The organism is Pseudomonas sp. PVC-5-1 (assembly GCF_057444345.1).
This window is the reverse complement of the sequence record NZ_CM172024.1, coordinates 5125148-5140916: the sequence shown is the minus strand read 5'-3', so window position 1 is coordinate 5140916 and position 15769 is coordinate 5125148. Positions and strand designations below refer to the sequence as shown.

The 15769-nt window shown below is 59.1% G+C and carries 14 protein-coding genes, 2 tRNA genes and 1 pseudogene; 13 read left to right on the top strand and 4 right to left on the bottom strand.

Annotated features, from left to right (window positions below; translation table 11 throughout):
- Nucleotides 1–557: 557 nt before the first annotated feature.
- From AC2T3R_RS23545 to AC2T3R_RS23510, 8 genes and pseudogenes are all read left to right on the top strand, one after another.
- Nucleotides 558–1250, top strand: a pseudogene (locus tag AC2T3R_RS23545) (methyl-accepting chemotaxis protein); the annotation flags it as partial.
- Between the two features lie 21 nt (nucleotides 1251–1271).
- Entirely contained in the window at nucleotides 1272–2156 is an 885-nt protein-coding gene (locus AC2T3R_RS23540; protein WP_371034222.1) for a methyl-accepting chemotaxis protein, read from the top strand.
- A 176-nt stretch (nucleotides 2157–2332) separates the two neighbouring features.
- Nucleotides 2333–2824: a DUF2867 domain-containing protein gene (locus tag AC2T3R_RS23535; RefSeq protein WP_015272002.1), complete on the top strand. Its 492-nt coding sequence runs from the start codon at nucleotides 2333–2335 to the stop codon at nucleotides 2822–2824.
- A gap of 231 nt (nucleotides 2825–3055) precedes the next feature.
- Complete coding sequence (locus tag AC2T3R_RS23530; RefSeq protein ID WP_367245438.1) at nucleotides 3056–3544, top strand: Hcp family type VI secretion system effector; 489 nt, start codon at nucleotides 3056–3058, stop codon at nucleotides 3542–3544.
- Nucleotides 3545–3553: 9 nt separating this feature from the next.
- On the top strand, nucleotides 3554–4528 hold the full coding sequence (locus tag AC2T3R_RS23525; protein WP_367245437.1) for a hypothetical protein: 975 nt from the start codon (nucleotides 3554–3556) through the stop codon (nucleotides 4526–4528).
- Complete coding sequence (locus AC2T3R_RS23520) at nucleotides 4525–4902, top strand: hypothetical protein (RefSeq protein ID WP_367245436.1); 378 nt, start codon at nucleotides 4525–4527, stop codon at nucleotides 4900–4902. Before AC2T3R_RS23525 ends, AC2T3R_RS23520 begins: the two co-directional genes overlap by 4 nt.
- Nucleotides 4903–5147: 245 nt before the next feature.
- A complete protein-coding gene (locus AC2T3R_RS23515) occupies nucleotides 5148–5525 on the top strand; it encodes a hypothetical protein (RefSeq protein ID WP_486744337.1) in 378 nt (125 codons plus the stop codon).
- A gap of 937 nt (nucleotides 5526–6462) precedes the next feature.
- On the top strand, nucleotides 6463–7119 hold the full coding sequence (locus AC2T3R_RS23510; protein WP_367245434.1) for a Bax inhibitor-1 family protein: 657 nt from the start codon (nucleotides 6463–6465) through the stop codon (nucleotides 7117–7119).
- A gap of 50 nt (nucleotides 7120–7169) precedes the next feature.
- Here the strand turns inward: AC2T3R_RS23510 and AC2T3R_RS23505 are convergent, their stop codons facing one another.
- The 4 genes from AC2T3R_RS23505 to AC2T3R_RS23490 all read right to left on the bottom strand — a co-directional run bounded on the left by AC2T3R_RS23505 (nucleotide 7170) and on the right by AC2T3R_RS23490 (nucleotide 10284).
- The gene (locus AC2T3R_RS23505; RefSeq protein WP_486744335.1) at nucleotides 7170–8735 is read right to left on the bottom strand and encodes an ABC transporter permease; all 1566 of its coding nucleotides are present in this window, start codon (nucleotides 8733–8735) and stop codon (nucleotides 7170–7172) included.
- The gene (locus AC2T3R_RS23500) at nucleotides 8735–9748 is read right to left on the bottom strand and encodes an extracellular solute-binding protein (RefSeq protein ID WP_367245432.1); all 1014 of its coding nucleotides are present in this window, start codon (nucleotides 9746–9748) and stop codon (nucleotides 8735–8737) included. Before AC2T3R_RS23500 ends, AC2T3R_RS23505 begins: the two co-directional genes overlap by 1 nt.
- A gap of 274 nt (nucleotides 9749–10022) precedes the next feature.
- Nucleotides 10023–10109: transfer RNA gene (locus AC2T3R_RS23495), tRNA-Leu, on the bottom strand.
- 88 nt (nucleotides 10110–10197) lie between these two features.
- Nucleotides 10198–10284 (bottom strand) — tRNA-Leu (locus AC2T3R_RS23490).
- Nucleotides 10285–10555: 271 nt separating this feature from the next.
- Here AC2T3R_RS23490 and rnr point away from each other — a divergent pair.
- From rnr to AC2T3R_RS23465, 5 genes are all read left to right on the top strand, one after another.
- Complete coding sequence (gene rnr / locus AC2T3R_RS23485) at nucleotides 10556–13132, top strand: ribonuclease R (RefSeq protein ID WP_486744334.1); 2577 nt, start codon at nucleotides 10556–10558, stop codon at nucleotides 13130–13132.
- A complete protein-coding gene (gene rlmB / locus AC2T3R_RS23480; protein WP_003259007.1) occupies nucleotides 13129–13875 on the top strand; it encodes a 23S rRNA (guanosine(2251)-2'-O)-methyltransferase RlmB in 747 nt (248 codons plus the stop codon). Before rnr ends, rlmB begins: the two co-directional genes overlap by 4 nt.
- 307 nt (nucleotides 13876–14182) lie before the next feature.
- A complete protein-coding gene (rpsF, locus tag AC2T3R_RS23475; protein ID WP_013974420.1) occupies nucleotides 14183–14608 on the top strand; it encodes a 30S ribosomal protein S6 in 426 nt (141 codons plus the stop codon).
- Between the two features lie 28 nt (nucleotides 14609–14636).
- Nucleotides 14637–14867: a 30S ribosomal protein S18 gene (rpsR, locus tag AC2T3R_RS23470; RefSeq protein WP_003249563.1), complete on the top strand. Its 231-nt coding sequence runs from the start codon at nucleotides 14637–14639 to the stop codon at nucleotides 14865–14867.
- A gap of 33 nt (nucleotides 14868–14900) precedes the next feature.
- Nucleotides 14901–15764 carry a hypothetical protein gene (locus AC2T3R_RS23465; protein ID WP_003259010.1) on the top strand — a complete coding sequence of 288 codons (864 nt, stop codon included), beginning with the start codon at nucleotides 14901–14903 and terminating at the stop codon, nucleotides 15762–15764.
- Nucleotides 15765–15769: the final 5 nt, after the last annotated feature.

Below are 15769 nucleotides of genomic sequence, written 5' to 3'. Positions count from 1 at the left end.
ACTGGCCCTATCGCCGGCAAGCCGGCTCCCACAGGGACCTCGCAACCCCCAAGACTTGTGGTGAACCTGTGGGAGCTGGCTTGCCGGCGATAGGGCCGGTGCAGGCAAGCACACTGCTGAACCTTGGCATTTATCCCTGCTGCCTCCGGCACAACCCTTGCTGTAAGAAGTTTCTGTAGATGCCATCAGAATAGTGGCGCCAGAAAACACGAGGGTTCACCGTGTCTGCCATCCTCTCACTGTTACGAAGCCGCCTTTTGCGGCCTGTGTTTGTTGCCCTTGGTATCGCTCTTTTGGTGCAGGTGCTGGTCGCCGTTGCGCTTACCCGAAGCACGGTCACCGCCCTGGAAGCCGACCTTGGCGAACGCCTGGGCAATGACAGCCGCCAGCTCGCCAGCGAACTGGAGCAAGCCGGGCAAGATGTGCGCTCGGGCCTCGATGGCCTGTCCAGCAGCACCCGCCAGCGCCTGAGCGCAGGGCTGTCGGCGCGCCTGCAAAGCGAACAGCAGCAATTGCGCACTACGTTGGAGAAAAACCTCAAGGACTCCGCCAACGACATGGCCGAGCTTCTGGCTTCGGTCGCCCCGCGGGCGATCTGGGACAACGACGTGCCGGTGCTATCCGACTTCGCCCGACGTGCCCAGCGCAACCCCAACGTGTTGTTCGTGATCTATGACGATGCCCAAGGCCAGCACCTGACCCGCTACCTGAACCGGCAAAACCCGATCAACCAAGCGTTGATGGAGAAGGGCCAGGGCGAACGCGCCCTGGACAAGGTGATCGATGCGGCCCGGCGCGACCCGGCGGTGTACTTCGTCGAAGCCTCGATCAACCCCAACGGTGCAGAAATCGGCAAGGTGGTGATGGGAGTTTCCACGGCTGGCATCGACCAGGAGCTCAAGGCCCTCGATCAACGCTTCGCGGCCCTGATCGCCAGCGGCGAGCAATTGGTCGGCGACAGCCTGGTCGGTGCCGCCGCCGACAGTGGCAAGACCCTGCGCGAGCGCCTGGAGAAGGCGCAGGGCAGTGCCGCCGCCATGCAGGCCAACACCGCACAGACCGTGCGCGATGCTGCCGCCGAGCTGCGTTGGCGCATCGGCCTGGGCCTGGTGCTGGTCGGCCTTGGCGTGCTGGTGGTGGTGGCTGTTGTTCTTGGCCGCCGGGTGCTGAGCAAGCTACGCCTGTTGATTGCTGCCCTCGACGACCTGGCGGCTGGCGAAGGCGACCTGACCAAGCGCGTGCCCCTCGACAGCCGCGACGAGATCGGCGACATGGCGTCGGCGGTCAACCGCTTCGTCGACAAGTTGCAGCCTATCGTGCGCGAGGCGGGTGAAGTGGCGCAGCGCACCGGTGTGGAAATTGGTGCGATGGCCCAGCGCAACGCCGGAGCCGATGCCGCCGCCGCGTTGCAGCGCGATGAAGTGGCGGCCAGTCTGCGCGACCTGTCGAGCATGGCCGACGAAGCCCAGGCTGAAAGCCATGCGATGCAGGCGGCCCTGCAGCAGGTGGTGGATATCCGTCAGGCCACCGACGAGAATAGCCGCACCTCGACCCAGCTGGCAGGCTTGATCGAAAACCTGGCGGGCCAGGTGGAGGCGGGTTCCCAGGTGATCGAGCGTTTGGCCAAGCAGAGTGAGCAGATCGAAGTGGTGCTGACGGTGATCCACGGCATTGCCGAGCAGACCAACCTGCTGGCCCTGAACGCCGCCATCGAAGCTGCGCGAGCCGGCGAAACCGGGCGCGGGTTTGCCGTAGTGGCCGACGAAGTGCGGGCGCTGGCGAGCAAGACGCAAAGCTCCACTGGGGATATCCAGGCGCACATCGCCGCGCTGCAGAAGGGCGCCAAGGAAGCCGTGGCAACTATCAGCCAGGCCGGGCTCAAGGCCAGCGAAGGGCTGCTGGTGCTGCGTGACAACGAGCGCCGTCAGCAGTCGGTGCAGGCGGCGGTGGAGCAGGTGCATGCAGCCATCGGTCTGGCCACCCGAGCGGCCGAGCAGCAGGCGAGCGGGGCGCAGGCAGTGCGTGGACGGGTAGAAACCATACACGCCCAGGCCGAACGCTCGGCCGAGGTGGTGATGCAGACAACGGCCAGTAGCAAGGTGCTGGATGACCTGGCGGCACAGCTGCGTGCCAGCCTGGGGCAATTCAGAGCTTGATGCGGTCCCTGTAGGAGCGGCCTTGTGTCGCGAAAGGGCTGCGCAGCAGCCCCGGGATATCTGCTTGAACGCTGAAAATGCCGGGGCCGCTGCGCAGCCCTTTCGCGACACAAGGCCGCTCCTACAGCGAGTCATGTTGCTAAGCTGTCGGCGACACATGACAAAGGGAGTTGCTCATGTCCGCCCAACTGGTCGCCGCCAAGGCATGCCTTGATTTTCTCCACACTGACAGCGTGCAGCTGACGGTACCGCTGACCGCCCTGCAAGCCTACTGCGCCATGACCTCGGACGTCCCCGGCTGGCTGGCCTTGGCTTTTCAAATTCGCGACTACATCTCACGTCGTTTCAATGTCGCCGATATCCACGGCTTCACTCGCCGCGATCCAGAGCATGTACCAGCCGTCGGCGAGGGTCTGGACTTCTTCACTGTCGAGGCCATCAGCGACCAGCAACTGGTGCTGACCTCGCGCGATACGCACTTGGCCGTCATGGTCTGCATGGATGTGTCGACAGGGGAGTGCGGCTTCCCGCAGTTGAACGTGACCACCTCGGTGAAGTGCTTCAACACCTTTGGGCGTTTGTACATGGTACCGGTTGGATGGGTTCATGGCGTGATCGTGCGGCGGATGCTGAGCAACTTGCAGGGCCATCGTTTCGAGCGTCGATAAGCAGCAGATTCTTACCTGATAAATCAGAATTTTTACCTGATGTTGTAGGTAACTTCCCAAAGTTTGCCTTGGTGAGCGCGTGCTATTGCGTGGCTTGGCACCGGGAACTAGTGTCAACCGGGCCTCGAGGCGACAGCGCTAAACCGCCGTGAGCTTTTCAGGCACAACCGCAAGACGACAATATCAGAGCGTTGTCGTTATCAGCCCAAACATTACCAGGGAGAGGTAAGCATGGCTTTCGATGCTTATATTCAAATCAACGAAATCGCTGGTGAGGCACTGGACGAGCAGTACGCCAACTGGATCGAAATCATCGGCTACAAGTTCGGTGCCAACCAGAGCACTTCTGCCACCGCAAGCTCTGCAGGTGGCGCATCTTCCGGGCGTACCACGCTCACCAACTTCACCTTCACCAAGTACCTGGACAGCGCCAGCTGCAAGCTGCTCGAAGCCAGCTGTGCCGGCCAGCACCTGAAGGAAGTGAAGCTGGTGGTGTGCCGGGCCGGTACCGAAAAGCTCAAGTACTACGAAGTCGTTCTCGAAGAAGTGATCATCGCCGACTACGCCCAAAGCGCCAATGCTGGCGTGCCGGTGGAAGTAGTGCAGCTCAACTATGGCCGCATCAAGACCACCTACACGCGGCAGAAGCGCCTCGATGGTAGCGCGGGCGGTAACGTGACCGGCGGCTGGGATCGCATCAGCAACAAGAAATATGCGTGAGGTGCGACTATGTCCGAGGCACGTAGCTTCATCAATCCCCAGGCACAATCCTATGAGTCGTTGAAGGCCGGCACGCCGATGTCGGCCAATCAGCGGGCCAAGTTTGATGTGTTGAATGCGCATATTGCCAATAGCGTCGTTATCCCTGGCGAACTCGTGATCGTGGGTGATCCAAGCACCCCCTCCTGCACCAGTCATGAAGCTTTTCTCATGGGTAAGGCGGTTGGAATACACCATGACATCGAAATCAACGGCGGAGGTGTTGACGGATTTTTCTTGGATAATTTCGAGATGCTTAAGAGTGTGTTAGCTCATGCCTCTATGGGGGTTGGCGCGGCTAGCGATGCCTGGAGCAGGAGTTTGAGTTCCATCAAAGGGACGCTAGAAGAGATTGAGAAACTACATCGCACATATATGGGAAGTGGGGCGTTGAATGCGCGCGACCAGTTTTATGCTAGGCGCACAGCACTATTCACGAAGCTTGAGGAGCAACTCGATAAAGTGACTGCCTATGGCGCAGGGCTTAAAAATCAGAGTTCTATAAAGAAAATGTTAGAAATTTCCACTAAGAGCTACCTTCGGACAGGGGAAATTTCGAGGTATGCGGAAAAAGTAACCGGTGTCGCGCGAGCAGCAAACCTGATAAAGCGAGGTGCATACATAGGAACCGCGCTGGACGTTGCATCGGCAGGTTTGGAAATACATAGGGCTTGTGTAATTGGGCGTGAGGATGATTGTCGTAGAGTGAAATATGTTGAGGGAAGCGCCTTGGTGGGTAGTGTGGTTGTAAGTGGGTACGGTGGTACTGTTGGCGCATTTATAGGGACTACAGTATGTGCTGTTGTTCTCGGTATTCCAACAGGTGGGACCGGGGCATTGGCATGCGTCGTTGTAGGTGGTGCGGCGGGAGGAGTAGTGGGCGGAGAGATTGGAAGTATGGCAGGGGAAAGGGTTGGGACAATTTTGTATGAGAATACACGATGACGGATAATCAAGAGGCAGCAATTTGGCTATTTTTGTTCACAATCGTAATTTCTACTATGCTTGCTTGGCTTTATATCGCCTGGCGGTACGCTGAATACATTGAATCTTTTTTTTCTGAAAGCTCCTTTGTGTTGGGGAATAAAAAAATGTATTCCAGTGCTGGCTTGCTTGGCAAAGTTATGCGCGTTGGTTCTGTTGCGCTAATGTTGTCTATGGCTGCGTTATATGCGCGTAGAGGTTTGGTAAGCTCTTCGGAAGTGTTGGCGTTCCCCGTTCGTATCAAGCGTGCGTTGGTGGGGCTTTGGCTGGTTCATGTGTCAGTGTTTGGTGTTCTTATAGTGTTCTATTGTTGGGTCAGAATTTGCCGGGTCTAAGTTTGGCAGATTTCGTGTAGTTGATTTGTTGGGTCGGTAACGTAGTGCTTATGTCAACCTGCTGTCGCTTTATCTTACTAGTGGTTACTGTTATGAACTCAATTGGTGTTGGGGTTAAGTTGAGCGTTTGATAAGGAGATAAAAAGCCGATTTGTGATTGGAGGCGCTGTTGGTGGCGCGGCAGGCAGTTCGGTCGTAGGTGATATCGGTGAGATATTTGGTGAGATGTTATATGAGGTGACGCAATGATTGGTTTCGATGCCAGGTGGCTAGGCCTTCCTTTGATGGTGGCTATGTTCATGGTAATATTTATATGGGTTTATGTTTCAGTTAGATATGTGAGTCGAATAGAATCATTGCTTTCTAATATCTCGATGGTTTCTGGTAATAAAAAGATTTTTGGTCACGCTGGTTTGCTCGGTAAAGTGATGCGCACAGGCTCGGCGTCCGTGATGTTGTCGATGAGGGCAATTTGCATTCGGAAAGGACTTCTGGATCTTCAGGATGTAAAGAGATTTCCTGGTGGTTTGCGCCGTATGCTTGTTGGCTTGTGGTTTGTTAATGTCGCTATTTTTTTGTCGCTCATTGGTCTTTGGAGTTGGTTGAAATTGATCGGCTATTGAATTTTATCTGGGTAGGTGCTCCTGCGCTGAATAATAGAATCAGCGCAATTCGCGCGACACGCACTCAGCGCTGCGCGCAGCTTCTTCCAGCGTCGGCGAAACCTTGTTCAGCGCGGTGCGCACCTAGCGATCATGGTCTTCATGATTTTTACCCGATGTTGTAGGCAATTTCCCAAATTTTGCTTTGGTGGGTGCGTGCTATTGCGTGGCTTGGCACAGGGAACTGGCTAGTGTCAACCGGGCCTCGAGGCGACAGCGTTAATCCGCCATGAGCTTTTCAGGCGCAACCGTCAGACGACAATGCCCGAGCGTTGCAGAGGGGAGTAAACATGCTCGCACTTTTCCTTTTTGTAGTATTAGTCGTGGCTTTTTCTGTGTTGATCTATATAGCGATTCGCTATATAGATCGGATTGAATCGTTGCTGTCAAAAAGTCAATTCGTGCAGGGGAACAGAGCGGTCTATTTGCTGGCAGGTTTGTTAGGAAAAGTGATGAGGATTTGTACAGTTTCAACTTTACTGATAATTCCTCGCGCATTTGCCAGGCGAGGTCTCGCGGATCTGCAACAAGTAAAGGAGTTTCCTTGTCGGATGCGGTGTGTGCTTGTGATAACTTGGGGGGTAGCGGTAATTTCTTTGATCGCATTCGGCAGTGTTGATTTTGGGGGGGGAGTCCCAAATAGCTTGGGTGACTCCTAGTCTGCGTACGCCTTTTCGGAAATCCAAGCTGCTTATCAGCCTGGACCCGTTCTCCGCCTTATTCAAATACATCCGTAAAGTCAGCAAATACACCGGTAACCCGATGCCACGATCAACAACGCCGCATAAGTCGCCGCCGCCGCGAAACAGCAGTTGCTTAGCCAGGTGGCGTTGAGCACACGTAATTGCGGACAGTATTTACAAGCATAGATCCAATAGATCCAGGGAGCGTAACAGACATGCTGGAGAACGAAACGTTCAACCGACTCGGAACCAATCATCAAATTTCGGCGAACACCTATAACTTCATCCTTGGCGCAGTACTGGTATGGGGCTTTTCCGTCAACTGGTACCTGGTAATCATCGTGCCAGCCGAGATTGTTCGGGCCGTCCCCATGATGCTGTTCTTGGTTGGCTACATGATCATGGCGATGGCGGGGGTCGCCATTATCTTCAAGTCAGAAAAACCGCTTTACAGCTTCCTCGGCTACAATCTGATCGTGATTCCGATCGGCTTGTTGCTTGTCGTTGTGCTCCCGAACTATTCTCATCAAACCATCGTGAAGGCAGTACAAACTACTGCCTTGCTAACCGTGGCCATGATGTTGCTGGGTACCGCGTTTCCCCGCTTCTTCAAGCGCATCGAGGCGTCATTGTTCATAGCTTTGATAGTTGCGATTTTCATTGAGTTGGTGCAGGTTTGGCTATTCGGCGTCAATCTGGCAGTAATGGATTGGATCACAGCAGTGATCTTCTGTGGCTATATCGGGGTTGATTGGGGGCGTGCGAACCAGATTGAGCGTACCGTGGATAATGCAATAGACAGCGCTGCATCGCTGTATCTAGACATTATCAATCTGTTTCTGCGGGGCTTGCGGATCATGTCCAAGAAGTGAGTTGCCCAGGTGGCTTAATGCCCAGGCCGCATGGCGGCCTGGGCAAGCTTTCAAGTCTTGTTCAAATACATCCGTGTTGTAAGCAGATATACCGGCAACCCCGAAACCACAATCAGCAACGCCGCATAAGGCGCTGCCGCCGCGAACTCGACGTTGGCCGTATGCGCCCATACCTCGGTCGCCAGGGTGGTCATGCCGGTCGGGCTGAGCAGCAAGGTAGCTGTCAGTTCCTTCATGGCATCCAGGAACACCAGGGCAAAGGCTGCCGCCATGGCCGGGAAGATGATCGGCAAGGTCACCCGGCAAAACGCGGCAAAGCTGCTCGCGCCCAAGGTGCGTGCGGCTTCCTCCAGCGTCGGCGAAGCCTTGTTCAGTGCGGTGCGCACCGGCGACTGCGCCAGCGGCAGGAACAGCAGCGCATAGGCCAGCAGCAACAGTGCCGTGGTCTGGTACAGCGCCGGCACGTAATGCAGGGCGAAGAACACCAGGGTCAGGGCAATCACCAGGCCGGGCAGGGCGTGCAACAGGTATGGCAGGCGCTCGGCCCAGATTGCCAGGCGGCCCTTGTAGCGCACCACCAGGAAGCTGATTGGCAGGGCTAGCAACACGCAGAAACCGGCACCCCCCAGCGACACCGACAACGAGGTGAACAGCGCCTTGGAAATGGCCGCAACAGGGAATGCCGCCGATGAACCCACGCTCAACCAGTAGCCGAGCATGGCCAGCGGAATACCGCTGCCCAACACCGCCAGGCCCACGCAGAACAGTTGCGCCAGCACTGCCCAGCCACGCAACCGCACCGGTTGTGCTCGTCGCGCCACACCCTGGCCGATGCGCACGTGACGGGCCTTGCCACGTACCCGCAGTTCAAGCCACAGCATCACCAGGCACATCGCCAACAGCACGGCGGACAGCATGGCCGCGTTGGCATTGCTGAACTCCAGTTCGAACTGCTGGTAAATCGCCGTGGTGAAGGTTTGCAAGCCTAGGATCGACAAGGCGCCGAACTCCACCAGCATGTGCAGGGCGATCAGCAGCGCGCCGCCAAGCATCGACGGCCACAGCAGCGGCAGGGTGACCTTGATGAATACGCCCCAGCGGCTGCAGCCCAGCGTACGTGCCGATTCCTCCAGCGAGGTATCGAGGTTGCGCAGGGTCGCGGCCACCGGCAGGAACACCAGTGGGTACTTGGACAGGGCCATGACCATGATCGCCCCGCCCAGTCCTTCGAAGTCCGAGCTCAGCGACACCCAGGTGAAGCTGCTGACGAACGACGGCACGGCGAACGGCAGGCACAGCACCACGCCCCACAACCGGCGGCCGGCCAGGTTGCTGCGCTCCAGCAGCCAGGCCAGGGCCAGGCCGACCACCATGCAGGTCAGCGTCACCCCGACCATCAGCATCAGGGTGTTGCGCATCAGCCCCCAGACAAACGGCCGCCACAGCAGGTGCAAGGCTTCGCGCCAGCCGGCCTCCCAGGCTTTCATGGCAACGTACAGCAAAGGCAGCAAGCTCATCGCTACCAGGAACAGCACAGGCAATACAACCCAGACGGAAGGGCGCTTGCGGTGTGGTACGAAGCGTACCGGCACCGGCTCGGACAGGGCGGCAGTCATCAGAGCAGGCCGACCTCGCGCTCAAGCTCGATCGCTTCCTCGGCATTGCCCAGGTCGGCTGGTGAGATCTTCGGTGGGCGCAGGTCTTCGAACGGCTTCAGGCCGCGGTCGGAGACCATGCCTTTGTGCAGCGGGTACTCAGCGGTGGTCTGGGTGATCACGCGCTGGCCTTCTTCGCTGGCCATCCAGTTGAGCAGCGCCTGGGCTTCTTTCGGGTGCTTGCTGGCCTTGACCACGGCTGCGCCGGAAATGGTGACCAGGTTGCCGGCATCGCCATCGGCCAGGTAGTAGAGCTTGGTGTCCAGCTTGCCGCGCTCGCGCTCGAGCGCATACCAGTAGTAGTTGTTCACCAGTACCGCAGCCACTTCGCCTTTTTCCACGGCTTTGAGGGCGACCATGTTGTTGGTGTAGGTCTTGCCGAATGCCTTCAGGCCGGTCAGCCATTCTTCGGTGGCTTCTCGCCCGTGCATCTTCAGGATGGCCACGGCCTGTTCCTGGAAGGCGCCGCTGGTGGGCACATAGCCGACGCGGCCTTCCCACTCGGGGTTGGCAAAGTCCATCACTGTGGTCGGCAAGTCTTTCTCGTCGACCTTGTTCGGGTTGAAGACGACGATGCGCGTACGGGCGGTGATGCCCATCCAGGTGCCGTTGGCGCCTACATACTCCTTGGGCATCATGTTCGCGGTGGCGTCATCGATCTTTGCCAGCAGGCCCAGTTCGCCCAGGTTGTTCAGGGGAGGGGACTCTTCGGTGTAGATGATGTCGGCCGGCGAGCGTTCGCCTTCCTCGATGATCTGGCTGGCCAGCTGGTTGCTGCTGCCCTTGCGAATATTGATGTGGACGCCGGTCTTGGCCTCGTAGGCCTTGGCGATGGCCTCGCCGATTTCCTTGTGCTGACCGTTGTACATGGTCAGGGTGACCGGTGCGTCTGCCATGGCGGCCGGAGCGCCAACGACCAGGCTCAGCACGGCGGCGGCCAAGGTACGCATCAGCGGTTGCGGGCGGATCGTCATGCGGGTACTTCCTCGCTTACGGCTACATATTTGGAAACAATGGTAAACGAAATCGTTTCTCAAGTGGCCGGGTGACGAGAAATTCATGGTCAGACCATGGTGTAACAGTCTGAAGGTGTCAGGTATTTCACTAGCCGGAAGGCCTGTGATGATTCTGTGGGAGCGGGCGCGCCCGCGAAGAGGGCGGCACAGGTTTGCACCTATGACCGAAAGAGGAGGGATACAAAAATCGCAGGCAAGAAAAAACCCACTAGCAAGCTAGTGGGTTTTTGTATGGTGCCCAGGAGAAGACTCGAACTTCCACGACCGTTAAGTCACTGATACCTGAAACCAGCGCGTCTACCAATTCCGCCACCTGGGCAAAGCTTTACATCATCTGAGGAAGGCGACTATCGTTCGCTTTCACACAGTAGTAACAGATCCTTGGTCATCTGTTACTTGAAAATATTTGGTGCCCAGGAGAAGACTCGAACTTCCACGGCCGTTAAGCCACTGATACCTGAAACCAGCGCGTCTACCAATTCCGCCACCTGGGCACACATTCGAGATTACTTGATGCTTTACGGCGCCGCTCATCTCTACTACAACTTCGGGGTTGTCCGTCGTTGTGGTGCGCACTATACGGACGGTCCGGGGGGCTGTAAACCCCCCAAGCAAAAAAAATTTCAAAAAATTCAACTTGTTGATTCCGTAGGCCTATTCGTCCTCGCCAGACACGCCGGTGGGGCTGTCCAAGGCTGACATTTCCGGTTTCAATACGCCTATGCCAGAATTCCTATCTATATACCCCAAGGTGAACCCCTTCTGATGGCCGATTGGCAATCCCTCGATCCCGAGGCCGCTCGCGAAGCGGAAAAATACGACAACCCTATTCCCAGCCGTGAGCTGATCCTGCAGCGCCTCGCCGACCGTGGCGAACCGGCCGCACGCGAGGAGCTGGCGGCCGAGTTCGGTCTTTACGACGAAGACCAGATCGAAGCCCTGCGCCGCCGCCTGCGTGCCATGGAGCGCGATGGCCAGCTTATCTATACCCGGCGCGGCACTTATGCCCCGGTAGACAAGCTGGACCTGATCTGCGGCCGCGTCTCCGGTCACCGCGACGGCTTCGGCTTCCTTATTCCGGACGACGGCAGCGAAGATCTGTTCCTCAGCCCGTCGCAAATGCGCCTGGTGTTCGACGGTGACCGCGGCCTGGCCCGCGTCTCTGGCGTCGACCGCCGTGGCCGCCGTGAAGGCGTGCTGGTCGAGATCATCTCCCGCGCCCACGAAAGCGTGGTCGGCCGTTACTTCGAAGAAGGCGGTATCGGCTACGTTACCCCGGACAACCCGAAGATCCAGCAGGAAGTGCTGGTCACTGCCGGGCGCAACGGCGGTGCCAAGATCGGCCAGTTCGTCGAGATCAAGATCACCCACTGGCCGACCCCGCGCTTCCAGCCGCAAGGCGATGTGGTCGAGGTCATCGGCAACTACATGGCGCCGGGCATGGAAATCGACGTTGCCCTGCGCAGCTACGATATCCCGCACGTCTGGCCCAAAGAGGTGATCAAGGAAGCGCGCAAGTTCCGCTCCGAAGTCGAAGAGAAGGACAAGGAGAAGCGCGTCGACCTGCGCCACCTGCCGTTCGTCACCATCGACGGTGAGGACGCCCGCGACTTCGACGATGCCGTCTATTGCGAGCCGCTGGGCAAGCTGCGCCTGTTCTCCGGCGGCTGGCGCCTGTATGTGGCCATTGCCGACGTGTCCAGCTATGTGCGCCTGGGTTCGGCCCTGGACGTCGAGGCCCAGCAGCGCGGCAACTCGGTGTACTTCCCCGAGCGCGTGGTACCGATGCTCCCCGAAGAGCTGTCCAACGGCCTGTGCTCGCTGAATCCGCATGTCGATCGCCTGGCCATGGTCTGCGAAATGACCATGAACAAAGCCGGCCAGATGGTCGACTATCAGTTCTACGAAGGCGTCATCCACTCCCACGCCCGCCTGACCTACAACAAGGTCAGCAGCATGCTCGAGCACTCCCGCACCCGTGAGGGCAAGGCGCTGCGTGAGGAGTACAAGGCAGTCGTGCCGGACCTGAAGAACCTGTACAACTTGTACAAGGTGCTGGTGGAGGCCCGTCACACCCGTGGCGCGATCGACTTCGAGACCCAGGAAACCCGCATCATCTTCGGTGACGAGCGCAAGATCGCGGAAATCCGCCCGACCGTGCGCAACGACGCCCATAAGCTGATCGAGGAATGCATGCTGGCGGCCAACGTGGCCACCGCCGAATTCCTGCAGAAGCATGGCGTGCCGGCCCTGTACCGCGTGCACGACGGCCCGCCGCCGGAGCGTCTGGAAAAGCTGCGCGCCTTCCTGGGCGAACTGGGCCTGACCCTGCACAAGGGCAAGGACCCGTCGCCGAAGGATTACCAGGCACTGCTGGCGAGCATCGCCGGGCGCCCGGACTTCCACCTGATCCAGACCGTGATGCTGCGTTCGTTGAGCCAGGCGGTGTACAGCACCGACAACAACGGCCACTTCGGCCTGAACTACGAGGCGTACACCCACTTTACCTCGCCGATCCGTCGCTACCCGGACCTGCTGGTGCACCGCGCCATCCGCAGCATCATCCGTTCCAGGGTCGAAACCCCGCACGTCAAGCGTGCCGGCGCCATGAGCATCCCCAAGGCGCGCATCTACCCATACGACGAGAACACTCTCGAGCAGCTCGGCGAGCAGTGCTCGATGACCGAGCGCCGGGCCGATGAAGCCACCCGTGACGTGGTCAACTGGCTCAAGTGCGAGTTCATGAAGGACCGCGTGGGCGAGACCTTCCCGGGTGTGATCACCGCGGTGACCGGTTTCGGCCTGTTCGTCGAGCTGACCGATATCTATGTGGAAGGCCTGGTGCACGTCAGTGCGCTGCCGGGCGACTACTACCACTTCGACCCGGTGCACCACCGCCTGTCTGGCGAGCGTACCGGGCGCAGCTTCCGCCTGGGCGACACGATCGAGGTCAAGGTCATGCGCGTCGACCTGGACGAGCGCAAGATCGACTTCGAAGTGTCGGAAAAGACCCTCGCCGCCCCGATCGGCCGCAAGCAGCGTGGTGCCGCACCGGCTGCCGGCCAGGCCGAGCAGGCCCCGGTCGAGGCCAAGGCCACGCCGAAGCCGCGCAGCCGCAAGAGCGAGGCCGCCGAGGCGTACTTCCCGAAAGACGCTGTGCAGCGTAACGCCGAAGTGCGCAAGAGCCGCGAAATGAAGAAGGCGCTGATGAGCGAGGCGCGCAGTGGCGGCCATGCCAGCAGCAAGTCGGACAAGGGTGGCAAGGCCTCCGGCAAGCCGACCAAGCACCGTAAAGGCCCGCCGAAGTCCGGCGCGCCACGCAAGAGCAAGAGCAAGTCATGAGTCAGCTGGAAAAGATCTACGGCGTGCACGCCGTGCAGGCATTGCTGCAGCACCATCCGAAGCGGGTCAAGCAGATCTGGCTGTCGGAAGGGCGTAGCGAGCCGCGCCTGCAGGCGCTGCTGGCGCTGGCCGCGGAAAATCGCGTGGCGGTCGGCCAGGCCGAGCGCCGTGAGATGGATGCCTGGGTAGAGGGCGTGCATCAGGGTGTGGTCGCCGAGGTGAGCCCGAGCCAGGTCTGGGGCGAGTTGATGCTCGAGGAGTTGCTCGAGCGCACCGAAACACCCCCGCTGATCCTGGTGCTGGATGGCGTGACCGACCCGCACAACCTTGGCGCCTGCCTGCGTACCGCCGATGCCGCCGGTGCCACGGCAGTGGTGGTGCCCAAGGACAAGTCCGCAACCCTGACACCGGTCGTGCGCAAGGTGGCCTGTGGCGCTGCGGAGGTGATCCCGCTTGTGGCTGTGACCAACCTGGCGCGCACCCTGGAAAAACTGCAGCAGCGTGGCCTGTGGGTGGTAGGTACCGCCGGCGAGGCCGAGCAGGAGATCTACCAGCAGGACCTGACTGGGCCGTTGGTGATGATCATGGGCGCGGAAGGCAAGGGCATGCGCCGGTTGACCCGCGAGCATTGCGATTTCCTGGTGAAGTTGCCGATGGGCGGTAGTGTCAGCAGCCTGAACGTGTCGGTGGCGACTGGCGTGTGCCTGTTCGAGGCTGTGCGTCAGCGTCAGGCCAAGCGCTGATCTATAACCTGCGCCGGCCTCTTCGCGGGCACGCCCGCTCCCACAGGTAATCTGCAATGCCAAAGGCAGCAGTTGATCTGTGGGAGCGGGCGTGCCCGCGAATGGGCCCTGACACATTCTGAATATTTTTCAGGCTGTTCAAATATTCACCAATCACCTTGCTTGTACGTCTCGCCTTCTCTACAATTGCGCCCCTTGCCGAGCTGGCAGGCGCGCATGTGCCTCCCCTCCGTGCAAGACATACAGTGTCATTCACTCCTTGTCTGACCAGATTCGCTGGCAGACTACTAACCCGTAAGGAGCATTCATGCGTCATTACGAAATCATCTTCCTGGTTCACCCGGACCAGAGCGAGCAAGTCGGCGGCATGGTTGAGCGTTACACCAAGCTGATCGAAGAAGATGGTGGCAAGATCCACCGCCTGGAAGACTGGGGCCGTCGTCAACTGGCCTACGCAATCAACAATGTTCACAAGGCTCACTACGTGATGCTGAACGTTGAGTGCACCGGCAAGGCCCTGGCCGAGCTGGAAGACAACTTCCGCTACAACGATGCCGTTATCCGTAACCTGGTCATCCGTCGTGACGAAGCCGTTACCGGCCAGTCCGAGATGCTGAAGGCTGAAGAAAACCGCAGCGAGCGCCGTGAGCGTCGTGAGCGTCCTGAGCATGCTGAATCCGCCGACGGCGACGACAGCAATGACAGCGACTCCAGCGATAACGCTGACGAGTAATCCACGGACCTTTAGAGGAGCCTATTAAATGGCACGTTTCTTCCGTCGTCGTAAATTCTGCCGCTTCACTGCTGAAGACGTGAAAGAGATCGACTTCAAAGATCTCAACACCCTGAAAGCTTACGTATCCGAAACCGGCAAGATCGTTCCAAGCCGTATCACCGGTACCAAAGCTCGTTATCAGCGTCAGCTGGCTACCGCTATCAAGCGCGCCCGCTTCCTGGCCCTGCTGCCCTACACCGACAGCCACGGCCGCTGAGACCGGGTCGTCGACAAGCAGTAAGGGATTAGCATGCGAGCGTTAGCAAGTTTCATCATGCGCGGTCGTGTGCAGGCCACCCTGGTGGTGGTCATCAGCGCGGTACTGCCGCTGCTGTTCTGGTTGAGTGCCGCTGCCGGCAGCCTTGTGCTGCTGCGGCGTGGGTTCAAGGATGCTACAACGGTCATCGCCGGCGGCCTGCTGGCCGGGCTGGCCGTGTGGGTCATGGGCGATCCCATCACCTTTCTGGTGATCGCGGGTGCCCTGGGCCTGGCTGCGCTGTTGCGCGCCGAGCATCCCTGGAGCCGGGTGTTGCTGGTCAGTGCCGTGTTCGCCGTGGCTTTCAGCCTCGTGCTCGATCTGGCGCTGGCGCAAACCTTCGATGTACTGGCCAAGGCCTTTGCCGAAGCCATGCCAAAAATCGAGGGGCAGCCGGTGCTCTCCGGTGAGCTGATCCGCCCTGTGCTGGTCGCTTCCACAGCAGTGACGGTGCAATTGTTCAGTGTGCTGGCCTTGGTGCTGGCGCGCTACTGGCAGGCAGCGTTGTACAACCCTGGAGGCTTCGGTCGCGAGTTTCGCGCCCTGAAGTTGCCGAAACAGACCATGGCGGTCTTGGTGGCAGTGATGGTGGTGGCCCCGTTCATCGGGCCGCAGTTCATCGTCCTGGCATCGGCCTCCAGCCTGGTACTGGTGCTGGCCGGCATCGCCTTGATGCATGGGCTGGTGGCACAGGGTCGACTGGCCGGTTTCTGGCTGGTGGGCATGTACGTGACGCTGCCGCTGATCATGCAGCTGATTTATCCGTTGCTGGTGGTTCTGGCCATTGTCGACAGCCTGATTGATTTTCGCGGTCGCAAGTCCCCCAAGGGGAATGACTCCGCGAACGGTGAAGGTTAAAAGTT

Bases quoted from the DNA above. Each gene is read 5' to 3' on its own strand.
- AC2T3R_RS23540 (WP_371034222.1), top strand. From the start codon at position 1,272: ATGGCGTCGGCGGTCAACCGCTTCGTCGACAAGTTGCAGCCTATCGTG.
- AC2T3R_RS23520 (WP_367245436.1), top strand. From the start codon at position 4,525: ATGACGGATAATCAAGAGGCAGCAATTTGGCTATTTTTGTTCACAATC.
- AC2T3R_RS23505 (WP_486744335.1), bottom strand. From the start codon at position 8,735: ATGACTGCCGCCCTGTCCGAGCCGGTGCCGGTACGCTTCGTACCACAC.
- AC2T3R_RS23510 (WP_367245434.1), top strand. From the start codon at position 6,463: ATGCTGGAGAACGAAACGTTCAACCGACTCGGAACCAATCATCAAATT.
- AC2T3R_RS23530 (WP_367245438.1), top strand. From the start codon at position 3,056: ATGGCTTTCGATGCTTATATTCAAATCAACGAAATCGCTGGTGAGGCA.
- AC2T3R_RS23465 (WP_003259010.1), top strand. From the start codon at position 14,901: ATGCGAGCGTTAGCAAGTTTCATCATGCGCGGTCGTGTGCAGGCCACC.
- rpsR (WP_003249563.1), top strand. From the start codon at position 14,637: ATGGCACGTTTCTTCCGTCGTCGTAAATTCTGCCGCTTCACTGCTGAA.
- AC2T3R_RS23535 (WP_015272002.1), top strand. From the start codon at position 2,333: ATGTCCGCCCAACTGGTCGCCGCCAAGGCATGCCTTGATTTTCTCCAC.
- rlmB (WP_003259007.1), top strand. From the start codon at position 13,129: ATGAGTCAGCTGGAAAAGATCTACGGCGTGCACGCCGTGCAGGCATTG.
- rpsF (WP_013974420.1), top strand. From the start codon at position 14,183: ATGCGTCATTACGAAATCATCTTCCTGGTTCACCCGGACCAGAGCGAG.
- rnr (WP_486744334.1), top strand. From the start codon at position 10,556: ATGGCCGATTGGCAATCCCTCGATCCCGAGGCCGCTCGCGAAGCGGAA.
- AC2T3R_RS23525 (WP_367245437.1), top strand. From the start codon at position 3,554: ATGTCCGAGGCACGTAGCTTCATCAATCCCCAGGCACAATCCTATGAG.
- AC2T3R_RS23500 (WP_367245432.1), bottom strand. From the start codon at position 9,748: ATGACGATCCGCCCGCAACCGCTGATGCGTACCTTGGCCGCCGCCGTG.
- AC2T3R_RS23515 (WP_486744337.1), top strand. From the start codon at position 5,148: ATGATTGGTTTCGATGCCAGGTGGCTAGGCCTTCCTTTGATGGTGGCT.